Genomic DNA, 14761 nt, shown 5'->3' on the forward strand with positions numbered 1-14761 from the left:
CGGACGAGACCGCTGAAGATCACGGGCAATCGCACTGATGCTCTCCCCGTCAACCAAATGACGCCGTCTGATATCGGCAATGAATTCCATCCTGATCACCCCAGGTTGCTCCGGCCAAAAGGCCGGTAGGTTGCACCACTCCGGGGTGGAAAAAATTCAATGTTGATTTCCCCGGATCCCTGGGAAGTTTTCCATGTTGATTAACACCACGGCTCAATACGCCGATGACTACCGCGCGTATCAGCAAGAACTCACGCACGCGCAACGCCTGGAACACGAAGCCGAAACGCTGCTCGCGGGTTAACCCCTCACCAACCCTCAACTCAGCGTGGCCCGTCCTGAGTCGGATGGACGGGTGCGCTGTTCAAGGAGCCAGACCATGACCGCAAACGCGAAAGCAACGCTGAAACTATACGAACTGTCCGCCGAATACTTGGAGGCCCTGGAGGGGCTGGCGGAGATCGAGGAACTGCCCCCGGAAGCCATTGCCGACACCCTGGAAGGACTGGCCGGAGCCTGGGAAGACAAGGCGCTGAATGTCGCGCGCTATGTACGCAACTTGGAAGCGGAAGCCTTGGCCATCGAGGACGCCAAGCGGCGCATGGACGTCCGCGCCAAAGCCACCGCCAACCAAGCCGCCCGACTCAAAGCGTATTTGAAGCTGGAACTCGAACGCACGGGCCTGAAGCCGAAGGCGGCGGACTTGGCGCTCCGGTTACAGAACAACCCGCCCTCGGTGGTGCTGGACGATGAGGCGAAGATCCCGAAGGCGTACCGCCGCACCGAAACCGTGACGACCATCCTCAAGGCCGACATCAGCGTTGCCTTGAAAGCGGGGAAAAAGGTGACCGGCGCCCACTTGGAGAAATCCCAACGGCTGGTGATTCAGTAACCCCTTCCGATTTCAATTCCAATTCCAATTCAGCAACCGAGCGAGGCGCTGTCGACGGCACCCTGATCATCGGGATCGCCGCGCTCGGAGGAGGCCGTGACATGCGCAAAACCCTGACCGAGGGACACCTCAACCTTCACGCTCGCCGAATCATGCGTCAAGCCATCCTGGACGATCCCGCCCTCCACCTGACGGCACTGGCCGAACTGACCGCGAACGCCCTCGGGCACGATGACTGGCTCGATGACGAAGGGCATTGGATTTGGGATCTGGCGTTACAGGTCTCCGAGTGGGCGTCCAAGCTTACATCCGATGAGGCCCAAACGGCGGTGACCGGGAGGATCAAGCCATGAACAATCCTCCGAATGCCCGCTTTTGGCACTGGCATCGTGACTCCGTGGTGAAGATCACCCTGAAGCCCGGACAAGTCTTGCATCACCAGTCGGGTGGTCCGGATGAAGAAGGCTGGTCGCGGTCTGGCAACACCTGGAGTCACGACGGCGATACCGTGACCTGGGAATGGTGCGATGACGGGTTTGATTGCGATGGACGCCTGACGCGCGGCGGTGCGTTAGTTTGTGCGCTGACCGAGTTGCAGGCCGACTGTCGAGAGCAGGAGCAGGAGGGCGAAGGGATGGCCATTCCCGACTGGACGGAACAAAATCGGTGGCAACGCGACCATGCCGCCGAGGCGATGGGGTATTGACCGGCGTCTTTGGGTTAGCGCGCGGCCCTGCTTTGCCGTCATGCCTTGCAGGGCTCCACAGACAGCCCCATCTCTAAGCCTCCGACGATCCCGATTCAACGGCCTTCGGTCGCCGACTCGCCATGAGGAACTGAGATGGCCAAACAACCAACGCCCCGCCCGCCCTTGCCCGCCCAAGGGTCCGGCACCTTTCCAGAAAGGGACAGCCCCGACGCCTAAGGGTAAAAAAGGCGGTTGAACACCAGGAAATAGCCGCTAAACAGAGACGCCAGGACACCGGTAGAGACAGCCAGAAAGCGCGTCTATCGGCTTGATCGAATCGGCCTCTGGAAATCGTCAGTTTCCCGCCGGGGATCGGTCTCCGGATCGTCGCTGATCTCTGGCCAGGTGGCCAGGATCTCGCGCAACCACGCCAATGCCGAGGCATAATCGAATGCCGCAATCAGGCGCCCGATCTCGCGCGCCGGTTCGCCCAAGGCCGCCATCAGGAGTGGCGCGGCATCGCGGAACACCCGGTTGGCTTCGGTATCGTCTTCGGCCAACAGAGTCGTGAGCTGTGTCAGGACAGTCAGCACCCGTGGCCATTCCACCGCCACGGGTGCTGGCGCCTCGTGGCGCGGCAGGAGCCTCGCCAGCTCCGCCATCAACGTGTGCAGCTCGATGTCCAGTGCCAACACCTGCGGTTCAATGACCGCGTCCGCCGCCGGTTCCCGGAGGGTCGCCTCTAGGGCGGCGGCCAGGGTCTGCACCTTCCGCGCTCCCAGGGTTGCGGAGAGTCCTTTCAGGGTGTGGACTTGACGGCAGGCCGCCACCCGATCACCCGCGCGCAGTTGGCGACGTAGCGCGTGCAGATCGTCACGATGATTGGTCACGAAGGCATCGAGTAACCGCAGATAGGTCGCGAACTGGCCGCGAACGGGTTGCAGCCCGGCGTCCACGTCCAATCCATCGAGGTGGCACAGCCGCTCACGCAGGTCGCTGTGGGTGGAGGGGGCGGGTGACTCCGCGGTGGCGCCCGCGCCCGTCTGGCGCAACCATTGCAGCAGCAGGGAAAACAGGACTTCGGGTTGTACCGGTTTCCCGACATGATCGCTCATGCCCGCCTCCAGACAGGTTCGTCGGTCTTCGTCAAAGGCATTGGCGGTCATTGCCAGGATCGGGGTGTTTTGGTGTTGCGGCAAACGGCGGATGGCCTGGGTCGCTTCCAGCCCGCCCAACACCGGCATCTGCATGTCCATCAAAATGAGGGCATACTCCACTCGCCGCGCCATCGCCACGGCCTCCGCGCCGTTTTCCGCCAGATCAACCTCAAACCCCAGTCCCTGCAAGAGTCCCAGGGCGACCTCCTGGTTGATCGGGTTATCTTCCGCCAGCAGGATTCGGGTGCCCGCATACTGGGCCATCAGCGTCGCTTCGGCGGCGACGCTCGCCGTCGCCGCCGTCTCGCCCGGCAGGCGGGGAAGGGCCGATTCGGCACACTTGCCAAAACGGGCGGTGAACCAGAACAGACTGCCCTCGCCGACCCGGCTTTCGAGCCCCACCTGTCCCCCCATCAGGTGCGCCAGTCGGCGATTGATCGCCAGCCCGAGACCGGAGCCGCCATAACGGCGGGTGATGGACCCGTCTGCCTGCTCGAAGGCGTGGAACAGGCGCGCCTGCTCTGCCGGCGCGACCCCGATCCCGGTGTCTTCCACCTCGAAGCGGACCAGCCATGCCGTGCTGGTGTCTTCCAGCACCTTGGCGCGCAGCGTGATGGAGCCATGCTCCGTGAATTTGAGGGCATTGCCCACGAAGTTGAGCAGGATCTGCCCTAACCGCAGGGGATCGCCGTGCAGGGTGCCCGACAGCGCCGGATCGATCTCCTCGCGGAGCATCAGTCCCTGGGCCCGTGCCTTGTCCTCGGTCAGAGTCGTCAGATGATGGAGAACCTGCGCCAGTGCGAAGTCGCCTTCCTCAAGCTGGAGTCGCCCTGCCTCAATTTTGGAAAAGTCGAGAATGTCGTTGAGAATCCCCAGCAGATGCTGCGCCGCCTCCCCGATCTTGTGCAGATGCGTCTGCTGGGTGGGTTCCCGCGCGTGGCGCTGGGCCAGGTGAGTGAGCCCGATGATGGCATTCATGGGCGTGCGGATCTCGTGGCTCATGGTGGCCAGGAAGGTACTCTTGGCCCGATTGGCCGCCTCGGCGGCCGCCCGTTCGAGGCGCGTGCGCAGGGTCTGGATGCCGAAGGTCAGGTTGGCGGCCAGTTCTTCCAGTAGCCTCACCTCCTCCGCACCGAACGCCTCGGGGGCGGCGGCATACACCGTCAACGCGCCCAGCCGTTGCTCAGGACTCACCAAAGGGATGGCCATGATGGATTGATAACCACGCCGGATGGCCGCGTCCCGCCACGGGCGCATCGCCGGATTCGTCAAGACGTGGTGGTTGACTTGGGTCACGCCGGTTCGGATCGCGGTGCCAGTGGGGCCTCGACCAATCGCCAATGCCTCATCCCACGAGACGCGGATGCGCTCCAAATACCCTTCCTCGTAACCGGACTGGGCGACGGGACGCACCGATTTTTCGGCATCCTGTTCGGCCAATCCCACCCAGGCCATCAAATGGCCGCCGGTTTCGACCACGAGCCGACAGACCTCGGCCAGCAACTGCGGCTCACTGTCGACCCGAATCAAGGTCAGGTTGCATTCGCTGAGCAGGCGGAGCGCGCGGTTAAGGCGCGCCTGTTCGCGCTCGGCCTGTTTGTGCTCGGTGATGTCACGGAGGATTTCAATCGCCCCGATCACCTGCCCGGTGGCATCGCGCAAGGGCGACACCTTGGCAAAGAGCCACGCCCCCTGCGGCGGGTGCAGAGCCTGGCAAAAAACGTCCGCCACCAGCGTCTCCCCCTCGCGGCGCAGGTGCGGATACTGCGTCAACAGCGCCGGATCGTCTTGAAAGACCAGATCCATCAACTGCGGTCGCGCCTCGCCATAGAAGGGGATGGTGTAGGCGTGATCACCTTGACCGAGCATCGCGGACGCCGGAACGCCCGTCATCTGCTCGATGGCCCGGTTCCAGAGGATGACGCGCTTGTCCCGATCGATCGCTAGGGTGGCGTCGGGCAAAAAGTCGATGAGGTCGGCCAGTTGGCGCTGACTGGTCCGTAATGCCTGTTCCGCCCGTAATTGCTCGGTGACATCCGTGCCAATCCCGACCAGCGCCATGGGTTGACCCAACGCGTTCTTGAGGAGATTGGTGCGTAAATGGACATGAAGACGCGAGCCATCTGGCCGGGTGTTCACCACCCGCCCCTTCCAGGCCCCTTGCGTGAGCGTGGCCGTTAGAATTTCCTGTTGGGTGGCCTCGGCCTCAGGGTCGTCCCCATAGTCGGAGACCGGTTGACCAATCGGCTCGTCACGGGAGAAATGCCCGGTCTCGGCTTGGGTTCGGTTGATGTAGGTGATGGTGCCCTTCAGATCGGTCAGGGTGACGAAATCCTGGATCTGATCCAGGATCAATGCCTGTACGTGAAGCTGCTCCTCAGTCTGTTGGCGCGCGGTGATGTCTAAAAAGGACACCACGGCGCCGACCACGACGCCGTCGCGGTGTTGTGGAGAGGACCAATATTCGACCGGAAACGCGGTGCCATCCGCCCGCCACAGCACTTCGTCCTCCACATGAATGCGGTCGCCGGTTTGAAAGGCTTGAAAAATTCGACAATCTTCAACGGGGAAGGGCGTGCCATCGGCGTGTTTGGCGTGAATCCGCCAATGCATGTTCTGGCCGAGTAGGTCCTCGGGATGCTGGTATCCCAGCAGTTGAAGGCAGGCGTGATTGCAGAACGTACAGTGGCCGTGCAGGTCGATCCCGTAGATCGCCTCGGCGGTGGAATTCAGCAGGAGGTGGATCTGCGCTTCGCGTTGCCGAATGTCGGCGGTGAGTGTTTGGGCGAGGTGTCGCGCGTTGGCGCGCGTGTTGCGGATGGACAGCAGCAATCCGCACAGCAAGGCACTGAGCCCGACGCCTGCCGCCAGGGTGAACCAGGCCGGCGTATAACTGAGGCTGGCCGTGGTGTGATCAAACACCAGCCGCCATGACTGCCCGTACAGGTCGAGGGTGCGCTGCTGGTAAAACAGGGAATGCGCATCCGCGTCGACGGCGGGTTGGCTGTCGAAGAGCAGATGGGTCGGCGACCCCTCGCGACCATCGTAAATGCCCAGGTCGACACTCAGGGCGTCTTGGCTTGCCCAGTCGTGTAGCAGGCCGGTCATCAAATCATTCATACGGTAGGGGCTATAGACCCAGCCCAGCAGCGCGGTCCGGCGTTCCTCCACCGTGTTCACCGGGGCGCCGTGGCGATAGACCGGGACATACAGGAGGGTCCCGGCCTGGACATCGGTCGTGGTCTCCTGTACGAGTTGGACCTTGCCGGACAGGGCGGCTTCGCCGGTATCGCGCGCCAGCGCCATCGCGGCCCGGCGCACGGGCTCGGTGTACATGTCGTACCCGAAGGCGCGCAGGTTACGCTCGCGGAAGGGTTCGAGGTAAATGATGGACGTATAGAGCGAGCGCTCGCCGGGCGGGCTGATCCGGTAGTCGGGAAACCCTTCGCCACGAATCCTGGCGACATGGGCCGCGAGTTGCTCCGGAAGGATGACTTGGGCGAAGCCGATCCCCTGCACACCGGGCACACTGCCGCTCGCGCGCAGGATCTCGACATAGGTCCGCCAGTCCTCGCGCGCCACCGTTTCCGACGCCGCAAACAGGGCGGCGCCACCTCGGAGAATCAGCGCATACGCGCTCAATCGTTCCTGGATCTTGAGCGCGACCTGATCGCAACTGAACGCGAACTGTTTCGCGGCATCCTGTTCAATGTCCTGCTTGACCAAAAGGCCGGCGTAAAGACTGGTGAGTAACCCGACGCCGAGCGCCATCCAGGCGAGGCTGGTCTTCTGGGATCGACGGGAGGTGAGCATCATTGGCCTGAAAGGAGGGATCGGCTCGCCGATTATCCTCGCGTCGAACGGTCGCCGCTCGCAAATCATCCGCCCTTTGCGAGCAGGCATTGCCTTGTGCCTGCTCGGATGCCGTGATTCACGCTTTCGGGTGGCGCTCACAGTCAGTGCATCAGTGCAAGCCACCTTCCCGAGTGGTGCGCCGCTTCTGGTCGATCAGATCATCCTGAAACACCTGTTCGAGTGCGGGGGAAATCGGTCCTGTAGTGTTGAGTCTGCTTCCGTCATGCGCGATGGTCGGCACCGGGTTCGCTGTTTGTCGGTCACGGCTGGGTTGCGCCTGGCGCTTGACTGAGCCAGGTAAGCAAGGTGGCGAAGAGCGCGTCAGGATCGACCGGTTTGGCGATGAAATCGTTCATCCCGGCGTCCAGGCAACGCACCTTATCCTCCGTGAAGGTGTTCGCTGTCATCGCCAGGATCGGTACCTGGGCGCCATGGGGCAACTGGCGGATCCGACGGGTTGCCTCCAGACCATCCATGATCGGCATCTGCATGTCCATGAGGATCAGGTCATAGGGCTGGCGACGGGTCAATTCGAGCGCCTCCAGGCCATCCGCCGCGGTCTCGATCGTCAGCCCCAGATCCGCCATGAGCCCACAGGCGACCTCGCGGTTGATGGGTTCGTCTTCGGCGAGCAGGATGCGTCGACCAGGATAGTCGCGCATCAGCCGGATCGCGGCCTCGCCACTTGGCAAGGCGGGCACGGCCATCGCCGCTGGCAGCCCTTTTTTTAAACTCACGGTGAACCAGAAGGTACTTCCCACGCCGACATTGCTGATCACCCCGGCATCCCCGCCCATTAACTGTGCCAGTCGCCTGGTGAGGGCAAGACCAAGCCCGGTGCCACCATAGTGTCGGGTGATCGAGCGATCCGCTTGCTCGAAGTTGGTAAATAACCTGGGTAAGTGCTCGGGCGCGATGCCGATCCCGGTGTCCTGAACCTCAAAACGGACCCGCGCTGACTCTCCGAGATCCTCTTCCAGCATCGCACGCAACGTGATGGTTCCGGTGTCGGTAAATTTAATGGCATTGGTGGTGTAGTTCAGCAGCGCCTGCTGGATCCGGGTCGGGTCACCGAGGAGGTCAGGCGGCAGTGGGCCGATCTCAACCGCTAATTGGAGCTGCTTGGTGTGTGCCTTGTCGATGAGGATCGAGACGACATTGGCCGTGATGCCCTCAAGACTGAGGCCCGTTTCCTCCAGGGTGAACTGACTGGCTTCGATCTTCGAGAGGTCGAGAACGGCATTGATAATGGCCAGTAGATGCTGTCCAGCGGTCTCGATTTTGTCGAGCCGTTCCGCCTGTTGGTGGGGGACGCCGTCGCGCCGCATGAGGTGTGCCAGACCGATCATGGCATTGAGCGGCGTCCGGATCTCATGGCTCAGATTGGCGAGAAAGGCACTTTTGGCCTGGGTAGCGGATTCGGCGGCCCGGCGCCGTCGCTGTAGGTGCAGGATGTCGATCCCGAACGCAATATCGCGGGCCAGTTCTTCCAGGAGATCCACTTCCTCGGCGTTAAAGGCATCCGGTTCCGCCGCATACAGGGTCAAAGCGCCCAACAGCGGCGACCGTCCCCGCAGCGGAAGCGCTATGCTCGCTTGGTAACCACGCTGGAGGACGGCCTCGCGCCAGGGGGCCATGCGCGGGTTGGTGCGACAGTCTTGATTGATCTGGGTGAGGCCGGTGCGAATGGCCGCCCCGGTCGGTCCACGCCCGTACTCGCTGCCCCCGTCCCAGGAGATCCGCACGCTGTCCAGATAGCCTTGTTCGTAGCCGGAACTGGCAACGGGCCGCACCGATTTGGGGGTTGTAAGCCCAAACCGCCGAAAATTCCGTCAGGGTTCGTGCGGCCTCATCGAAAGCGTTTCGATCACATCTTGGCGGATTGATGGAGCCCCCGTTTGTTGATGTACGTGTTCAGGGCGATGTGGCTCGAATAGCCCAGTACCTTGGCGATCTTGCGAACCGAGAGACCATCGCCCAAGTGGGTGGCAAAAAGGAACTCACGGGCCGAACCGACATCGCCATCGAGATCAGCAATCAGTGTGCGCGCCTGATCGCGAACACCATCCTCTATTACAACTCCACCATCCTCTCGCGCCTGCTCGACAGATACGAGGCGAGTGGCAATGCGAAAGCGCTGGCGTTGATCAAAACAACCTCACCTGCGGCGTGGCGCCACGTCCATCTGAATGGGCACTACACCTTCCGCAGTACCGGCCAGATCATTGACCTGGATGCGATCCTGGCGGGACTGGATTTGGGCTGACGGAATTTTCAGCGGTTTGGGCTTACAACCCCATGACCTAACGCATCCGCCGGCGCGTCAGGAACAAGCGACGTGCTCGTCGCATCGGACGCTGATCGCCTCGCGGCTCTGAATCAAGGTGACATGTTGACATGCGGTGATGTGGTTAAGAAATCATGTTGGTATCAAGCTGACGCGTTTCGTCGGGGCTCTCCCGATGGACGCCATCACCGCCGCTTCGTGGGTGTTCCACTCCAACGGTCATGTCATCGGCCTTGACACCCCCTCCCATGAAAGCCATATCTGAGCGGCGGAGGTGCTGTCGCAAGGCCGTCGTAGGACTGTCAGCGCGACTGCGAACCCCAACATGTGCCTGTGGTTTCGACGCGGACCCCGAACTGCTGCCTTGATTGAGCGCGTATGGCAACCACGCCGACCGTGGCGCCGCAGCCCCGTGCGGGCCTGCGGCGAACGGCCAGGATCTCCATCGGAACCACGACAGATCTCCGTCTAACCGCGCTGTATCACTGACGTCTGTGGAGGTCGCCATGGACCTGATACCCATCTGTCGTTGCGCGGTGGGCATGGACATCCACCTAAATTTGATCGAAGTCTGTGTCATTACTGAGAATCCCGACGGCGAGCCGCAGGTGCATCGGCGCCGCTTCGGCGGGTTCCGTCGGGAGCGGCTGGAGATGGCCAACTGGATCGCCGGCTTCGCCCCCGAGACGGTGGTCATGGAGAGTACCGGCATCGATTGGAAGAGTCCCTATGCGTACTTGGAACGACTCGGCATTCGCGCGCTGGTGGTCAATGCTCAGCATGTGAAAAAGGTTCCTGGCCGCAAGACCGACGTGGCCGACGCCGAGTGGTTGGCGATGCTGGCGCGCGCGGGTCTGTTGCGCGGCAGTTTCATCCCACCGGAGCGGTTGCGCAACCTGCGTCAACTCTCCCGCCACCATCAGCGTCTGACCGCCTTGCTGGGGGCCGAAAAGAACCGCTTGGTGCGCGTGCTCGGGGATGCCGGCATCCGTCTCTCGGCGGTGGTGTCCGATCCCCACGGGGTCGCGGCACGCGCGATGATTGATTGTCTGCTTGACGGCGGTACTCCACAACAGGCGCTGCGCCATGCCGGACGGCTCAAGGCGCCGCGCGAGGAACTCGCCGCCGCGCTGGAAGGCGAATTGAGCGCCGAGCATCTGTTCGTGGCGCGCCTGTTGCGGCGCCATCTCGATGCGCTGGAGGCGGACCTTGGCGCCCTGGAGCGCGAACTCATCACGGCCATGGCACCTTACCAGCCCGCCATGGATCTCCTGCTGACCATTCCCGGCATCGATACCCTGGCAGCGGCCAAACTGCTGGTGGAGATCGGCGACGACATGACCGCCTTCGGTCGCGCCGGGTGCCTGGCCAAATGGGCCGGCCTCTGTCCGGGCAACGATCAATCCGCCGGCAAGCGCAGAAGCGCGAAGACCCCCAAGGGCAACCGTTATGTGCGTGCGCTGCTGTGCGAAATCGCCTGGGCCGCCACCCGCACCGCCAGCCAATTCAAGAGCCGCTACCAAGGCTTGGTCATTCGTCGGGGAGCCAAGCGGGCAATCGTCGCGATTGCCCATCAGCTGCTCAAGATCGTTTATGTGCTGCTGGCGCGCCGCGTACCTTATCGCGATGAGACGGTCGACGATGAAGCATTGGCGGTGCAACGCAAGGCACCGCGCTGGATCAGGCAACTGAAAAAATTCGGCCATCTGCCGCAAACCGCCTGATCCGCTTCGGTTGACCAATGCTGCAAACCGTCGCGACGGCGGCGGCAAGACTCTTTTGCGCGCAACAGACTGGGCTTTCATGGCAACCTCCTGCGACTGGAGAATGCATCATGACCCGCACCACACCCCTGGTCATCGCGTCACTGGTCCTCCTCGCGCTCCTCGTCGTGTCGGGGGTGCGGCCCTATGACCGTGCCACCTGGGCGCTCGAAGTTCTCCCAATCGTCATCGTCCTGCCCCTGTTGTGGGCCACCTACCGGCGATATCCGCTGACCACGCTGGTCTATGCCGGCATTTTTCTGCATGCGCTGGTGTTGATGCTCGGCGGCGCTTACACCTATGCGCGGGTGCCGCTGGGTTTCCAAATTGCCGATCTCCTGGACCTCAGCCGCAACCCTTATGACAAGATCGGCCACTTCTTTCAGGGCTTCGTGCCTGCCCTCGTCACGCGGGAGATTCTGATTCGCGGCGCCTGTGTGCAAGGAAAGCGCATGCTCGCCTTCCTGGTGGTTTGCGTCGTTTTGGCGATCAGCGCGACTTATGAGTTGATCGAATGGGCGGTGGCCGTGTTGCTCGGACAGGGCGCGGATGACTTCCTCGGCACGCAAGGCGATCCCTGGGATACGCAATCGGATATGTTCTTTTCGCTGATCGGCGCCGTTACCGCGCTGGTGCTGTTTTCACGCCTTCAGGATCGGCGACTTCAACAACGACCGCATCAGGATTGAAACTAACCGAGACATCTTGTCAGCGTCCGTGCACCACGATTTTGCCGAAGCACTGGCCGGCATCGCGCTCGTCCACTCACCTCGGAGCCGCCTCATGTCAAACGACCGACGCCCGACCAACGCCTTCATCGGAGCTTCCTGGCTTGCCTTGCTCATCGGCGCCATGGCCTACCTGATCGGTCTTTGGAATGCGCCGATGCCGCTCAACGAAAAGGGCTATTACTTTACGCTCCTGATGTATGGCCTGTTCTCTGCCGTCTCGCTGCAAAAATCGGTGCGCGACCGGCTCGAAGGCTGTGGTTAAGGCGACATGCGTGAAGTATGCCTATCACTGGCACCTCCGCATCAATCCTGTGGATCAGGCAGGTTTTGGCTGACTTGCCGCGAGAAAGTCACGTCCCAGCGCATCCGCCGCCAACAGCGCATCCTTGATCGCCACCCAGGTCAATTCAAAGGGTTCATGGTGTGAACTCTCCCCCGGCGCCAGCGTCCGCTCCGCAATCATTCGCGCCTGTTCCGGGGACAGCGTCTCGATCCCGAGCGCCTGCAACGTGAGTGGTAACCCCACCGCCGCGCAGAAGCGCATCACCTCCTCGATCTCCGCCAGGTCCCGACCCTCCAACACCAATTGCACCAGGGTGCCAAAGGCGACTTTCTCACCATGTAAGCAGCGATGGGTCTCCGGGACGACCGTCAGCCCGTTATGCAGCGCATGGGCGACCGCCAGTCCGCCCGATTCGAATCCCAGCCCAGACAGCAAAATGTTCGTCTCGATGATGCGTTCCAAGGCCGGCGTCACCGCTCCCACCCGCACCGCCGCAACGGCGGCCTCACCGTCCCGTAACAGGGTTTGATAGCACAGCCTGGCAATCGCCATTGCCGCCAGCGTGCCCCCGCCGCCCAGCACATTGGGCCGAGACGCCCGCTGGACCGTCTCCGCCTCGAACCAAGTGGCCAAGGCATCACCCATACCCGCGATGAGATAGCGCACCGGCGCGCGGGCAATCACGCGGGTATCCACCAAGACCAGATCGGGATTGCGTTTGTAAAACAGGCATTGTTCAAAGACCCCCGCGGCGGTGTAGACCACGGACAAGGCGCTGCATGGCGCATCACTGGCCGCAATCGTGGGACAGCAGACCACCGGGAGACCGAGCCCATTGGCCACCGCCCTGGCGGTATCGAGCGCTTTCCCGCCACCGACACCGACGATGCATCCGGCCTGGGTGCGCCGGGCCTCCTGCGTGCAACGGTCGATTTCAGAGGCGCAACACTCGCCCCCGAATTCCACCACCGAAAAATCGATGTTGGCCGCGCCAAAGATGTCGATCCACACCGGCTCGATGTCCTGACGCGCCCGGAGACCCGTGATGATCAATGGGCACTTGGCGATCCCCAGCTTGACCATTTCCCGCACCAGTTCACGGCTGGCATCGCGTCCTTGGACATAACGCGATGGCGAACAGAAGATCTTGAGCACGTTGCAGTCCTCGCCCGGTGAAGTCAGAACCGAAAGCATCGCCTATGCTGGCCGCGGTCGTCTAGCCTGTTGGCGGTTCATCGGACAACATGTTTGCATGTCGCGATGCGATTAAGATAGCATTCCGACATGAAAACCATCGCCATTCTTTCGCAAAAAGGCGGCACCGGGAAAACCACCCTCGCCTTAAACCTCGCGGTGACCTCCGAAGCGGCGGGCTATCCGACCGTGATCATCGACCTCGATCCGCAAGCCAGCGCCAAGGAATGGTCCAAAAGCCGTGACGCTGACACGCCCGTGGTGATTTCGAGCCATGCCTCGCAGCTTGACGAAGTTTTGGCAACGGCCAAGGAGAATGGCGCCGCCTTCTGTCTCATCGACACCGCTCCGCATTCCGAACGCGACGCTTTAGCTGCTGCCCGCGCGGCGGATTTAATCTTGATTCCTTGCCGTCCGGCGATCCTCGACCTGCGGGCGATCACCGTGACCAAGGAACTCGCGGATCTGGCCAACACGCCCGCTTTAGCCGTCATCAACGCCGCCCCGCCGCGTGGATCGCTCGCGGACGAAGCTGGCGACGCCATTTGCGGATATGGGTTGGAAGTGGCGGATGTGGTCGTGACGCAGCGGATGGCATTCGTCCATTCCCTGACAGGGGGACAAACCGTGCTGGAGTTTGAACCGGACGGCAAAGCGGCGGACGAAATTCAGGCGCTGTTCAAGCTCATCTGCAAACAAGTGGACATGACAGCCATCAAGAAAACGGTCAAGAAAGCGCGACCGCGTGAGACGAGACGAAAAGCATGACCAGAAAATCCACGACCGGCGGTTTGTTGAAGGCGTTAGGCCAGCTTGATCAGCGGGCACCCGTCGCAAAGGAAACCGCTGACCCCACACCCGTGCCGACCTCGTCCGCGACGGGGCCGCCGAAAGCTCCCTTACCGCCCAGCCGCCAAGGCAAGAAGGCGCTGACCGGGTATTTCGATCCGGCGGTGCTCAAGCAGATCAAGATGATGGCCGCCGCCGAGGAAACCACCATCCAGGCGCTCATGACCGAAGCCATTAATGACCTGTTCAAGAAGCACGGAAAACCTCATATTGCATGACTGGATGACGACATGAAATGATAGCATCATGCAAGCATGTATTCGTGTTGTATTATTTGACCATCCATCGTCCGCTTGCAGAGAGGATGGCGGATGTGGAACTCGGTTGTCCGTTCCACGGCGCCTTGAACCCTTGTCGCGCGCGATGACCGCTGATCACAAGACGACTGGTTCTACCCCATCTTGCATGAAGTTCTGTTGGCAGATGATCATGCCAACATTAATGCAAGATGACATCCAAGCACACAGGGGGTTGGTCTTCGCCCTCCCCTACGCCCCTCCCTGGTTCGCTTCCCAGCGGTGCCACCGCTTGATCTCCAGCGTCCGTCGCTCGATCTCGCAGCGCAATGCCCCCGCCTGATAACGTCGTTGCTCCAGGAGCGTCTCGATCACCCGCGGCGGGATCGGGGTCGGCTGACCCTGATCGTCGACGGCGACCATGGTGAAATAGCAGGTGATCACATGGCGGCGGGGCTTCTGGATGATGTCCTTGGCCAGCACCCGAATTCCCACCTCCATCGAGGTCGTGCCCGTGTCGTTGACGGAGGCCAATCACGTCAAGAGTTCGCCGACATGGACCGGCTCGCGAAAGAACACCTGATCGACGGAGAGAGTCACTACATGGGGTAGACCCAACACCTCTGTCATGAGCCGCCATTTACCTGTCGGATAACCATGTAGACCGAGTTTTCGAATCGGGTTTTCGACAGCCCTTTCTAGCCCGGATTATTCATAAAAACGGGCGACACTCGTTTAACCAATTGATAAAATTGGTGTTCCGCCAAGAACGCTTCGGAGAAGCTAAACGAGGTCGCCCATGTTCCAGTCTACCCCAGAGCAGTTG

At 61.8% G+C, this 14761-nt stretch carries 12 protein-coding genes and 1 pseudogene; 9 read left to right on the forward strand and 4 right to left on the reverse strand.

The window, feature by feature from the left end; genetic code table 11:
- The first annotated feature begins 379 nt into the window (after positions 1-379).
- The 3 genes from CCR95_RS20690 (at position 380) to CCR95_RS20700 (ending at position 1598) form a co-directional block, all read left to right on the forward strand.
- On the forward strand, positions 380-892 hold the full coding sequence (locus CCR95_RS20690; RefSeq protein ID WP_201098031.1) for a siphovirus Gp157 family protein: 513 nt from the start codon (positions 380-382) through the stop codon (positions 890-892).
- Positions 893-993: 101 nt separating this feature from the next.
- A complete protein-coding gene (locus CCR95_RS20695; RefSeq protein ID WP_201098033.1) occupies positions 994-1245 on the forward strand; it encodes a hypothetical protein in 252 nt (83 codons plus the stop codon).
- Entirely contained in the window at positions 1242-1598 is a 357-nt protein-coding gene (locus CCR95_RS20700; RefSeq protein ID WP_201098035.1) for a hypothetical protein, read from the forward strand. The genes CCR95_RS20695 and CCR95_RS20700 overlap by 4 nt, the downstream gene beginning before the upstream one ends.
- Positions 1599-1900: 302 nt before the next feature.
- Here CCR95_RS20700 and CCR95_RS20705 read toward each other — a convergent pair whose 3' ends face one another.
- Both CCR95_RS20705 and CCR95_RS20710 read right to left on the reverse strand, forming a co-directional pair.
- Positions 1901-6553 carry a CHASE domain-containing protein gene (locus CCR95_RS20705; RefSeq protein ID WP_201098037.1) on the reverse strand — a complete coding sequence of 1551 codons (4653 nt, stop codon included), beginning with the start codon at positions 6551-6553 and terminating at the stop codon, positions 1901-1903.
- Positions 6554-6852: 299 nt separating this feature from the next.
- Entirely contained in the window at positions 6853-8385 is a 1533-nt protein-coding gene (locus CCR95_RS20710; RefSeq protein ID WP_201098039.1) for a response regulator, read from the reverse strand.
- 170 nt (positions 8386-8555) lie between these two features.
- Here CCR95_RS20710 and CCR95_RS20715 point away from each other — a divergent pair.
- From CCR95_RS20715 to CCR95_RS20730, 4 genes and pseudogenes are all read left to right on the forward strand, one after another.
- Positions 8556-8858, forward strand: a pseudogene (locus CCR95_RS20715) (Tn3 family transposase); the annotation flags it as partial.
- Positions 8859-9385: 527 nt separating this feature from the next.
- The gene (locus CCR95_RS20720; protein WP_201098041.1) at positions 9386-10603 is read left to right on the forward strand and encodes an IS110 family RNA-guided transposase; all 1218 of its coding nucleotides are present in this window, start codon (positions 9386-9388) and stop codon (positions 10601-10603) included.
- A gap of 110 nt (positions 10604-10713) precedes the next feature.
- Positions 10714-11331, forward strand: a complete 618-nt coding sequence (locus tag CCR95_RS20725; RefSeq protein WP_201098043.1) for a DUF2238 domain-containing protein — start codon at positions 10714-10716, stop codon at positions 11329-11331.
- Between the two features lie 94 nt (positions 11332-11425).
- Positions 11426-11635: a YiaA/YiaB family inner membrane protein gene (locus CCR95_RS20730; protein ID WP_242523391.1), complete on the forward strand. Its 210-nt coding sequence runs from the start codon at positions 11426-11428 to the stop codon at positions 11633-11635.
- A 54-nt stretch (positions 11636-11689) separates the two neighbouring features.
- Here CCR95_RS20730 and CCR95_RS20735 read toward each other — a convergent pair whose 3' ends face one another.
- Complete coding sequence (locus tag CCR95_RS20735) at positions 11690-12850, reverse strand: glycerol dehydrogenase (protein ID WP_201098045.1); 1161 nt, start codon at positions 12848-12850, stop codon at positions 11690-11692.
- 90 nt (positions 12851-12940) lie between these two features.
- Here CCR95_RS20735 and parA point away from each other — a divergent pair, with 90 nt between their 5' ends.
- Positions 12941-13618 carry a ParA family partition ATPase gene (gene parA / locus CCR95_RS20740; protein ID WP_201098047.1) on the forward strand — a complete coding sequence of 226 codons (678 nt, stop codon included), beginning with the start codon at positions 12941-12943 and terminating at the stop codon, positions 13616-13618.
- The gene (locus CCR95_RS20745) at positions 13615-13917 is read left to right on the forward strand and encodes a ribbon-helix-helix domain-containing protein (RefSeq protein WP_201098049.1); all 303 of its coding nucleotides are present in this window, start codon (positions 13615-13617) and stop codon (positions 13915-13917) included. The genes parA and CCR95_RS20745 overlap by 4 nt, the downstream gene beginning before the upstream one ends.
- A gap of 270 nt (positions 13918-14187) precedes the next feature.
- Here CCR95_RS20745 and CCR95_RS20750 read toward each other — a convergent pair whose 3' ends face one another.
- The gene (locus CCR95_RS20750; RefSeq protein ID WP_201098051.1) at positions 14188-14469 is read right to left on the reverse strand and encodes an acyl-CoA thioesterase; all 282 of its coding nucleotides are present in this window, start codon (positions 14467-14469) and stop codon (positions 14188-14190) included.
- Positions 14470-14761 lie beyond the last annotated feature (292 nt).

Source organism: Thiocystis minor (assembly GCF_016653465.1).
Lineage (GTDB): Bacteria > Pseudomonadota > Gammaproteobacteria > Chromatiales > Chromatiaceae > Chromatium > Chromatium minus.

Bases quoted from the DNA above. Each gene is read 5' to 3' on its own strand.
- CCR95_RS20695 (WP_201098033.1), top strand. From the start codon at position 994: ATGCGCAAAACCCTGACCGAGGGACACCTCAACCTTCACGCTCGCCGA.
- CCR95_RS20725 (WP_201098043.1), top strand. From the start codon at position 10,714: ATGACCCGCACCACACCCCTGGTCATCGCGTCACTGGTCCTCCTCGCG.
- parA (WP_201098047.1), top strand. From the start codon at position 12,941: ATGAAAACCATCGCCATTCTTTCGCAAAAAGGCGGCACCGGGAAAACC.
- CCR95_RS20745 (WP_201098049.1), top strand. From the start codon at position 13,615: ATGACCAGAAAATCCACGACCGGCGGTTTGTTGAAGGCGTTAGGCCAG.
- CCR95_RS20720 (WP_201098041.1), top strand. From the start codon at position 9,386: ATGGACCTGATACCCATCTGTCGTTGCGCGGTGGGCATGGACATCCAC.
- CCR95_RS20735 (WP_201098045.1), bottom strand. From the start codon at position 12,850: ATGCTTTCGGTTCTGACTTCACCGGGCGAGGACTGCAACGTGCTCAAG.
- CCR95_RS20700 (WP_201098035.1), top strand. From the start codon at position 1,242: ATGAACAATCCTCCGAATGCCCGCTTTTGGCACTGGCATCGTGACTCC.
- CCR95_RS20730 (WP_242523391.1), top strand. From the start codon at position 11,426: ATGTCAAACGACCGACGCCCGACCAACGCCTTCATCGGAGCTTCCTGG.
- CCR95_RS20705 (WP_201098037.1), bottom strand. From the start codon at position 6,553: ATGATGCTCACCTCCCGTCGATCCCAGAAGACCAGCCTCGCCTGGATG.
- CCR95_RS20690 (WP_201098031.1), top strand. From the start codon at position 380: ATGACCGCAAACGCGAAAGCAACGCTGAAACTATACGAACTGTCCGCC.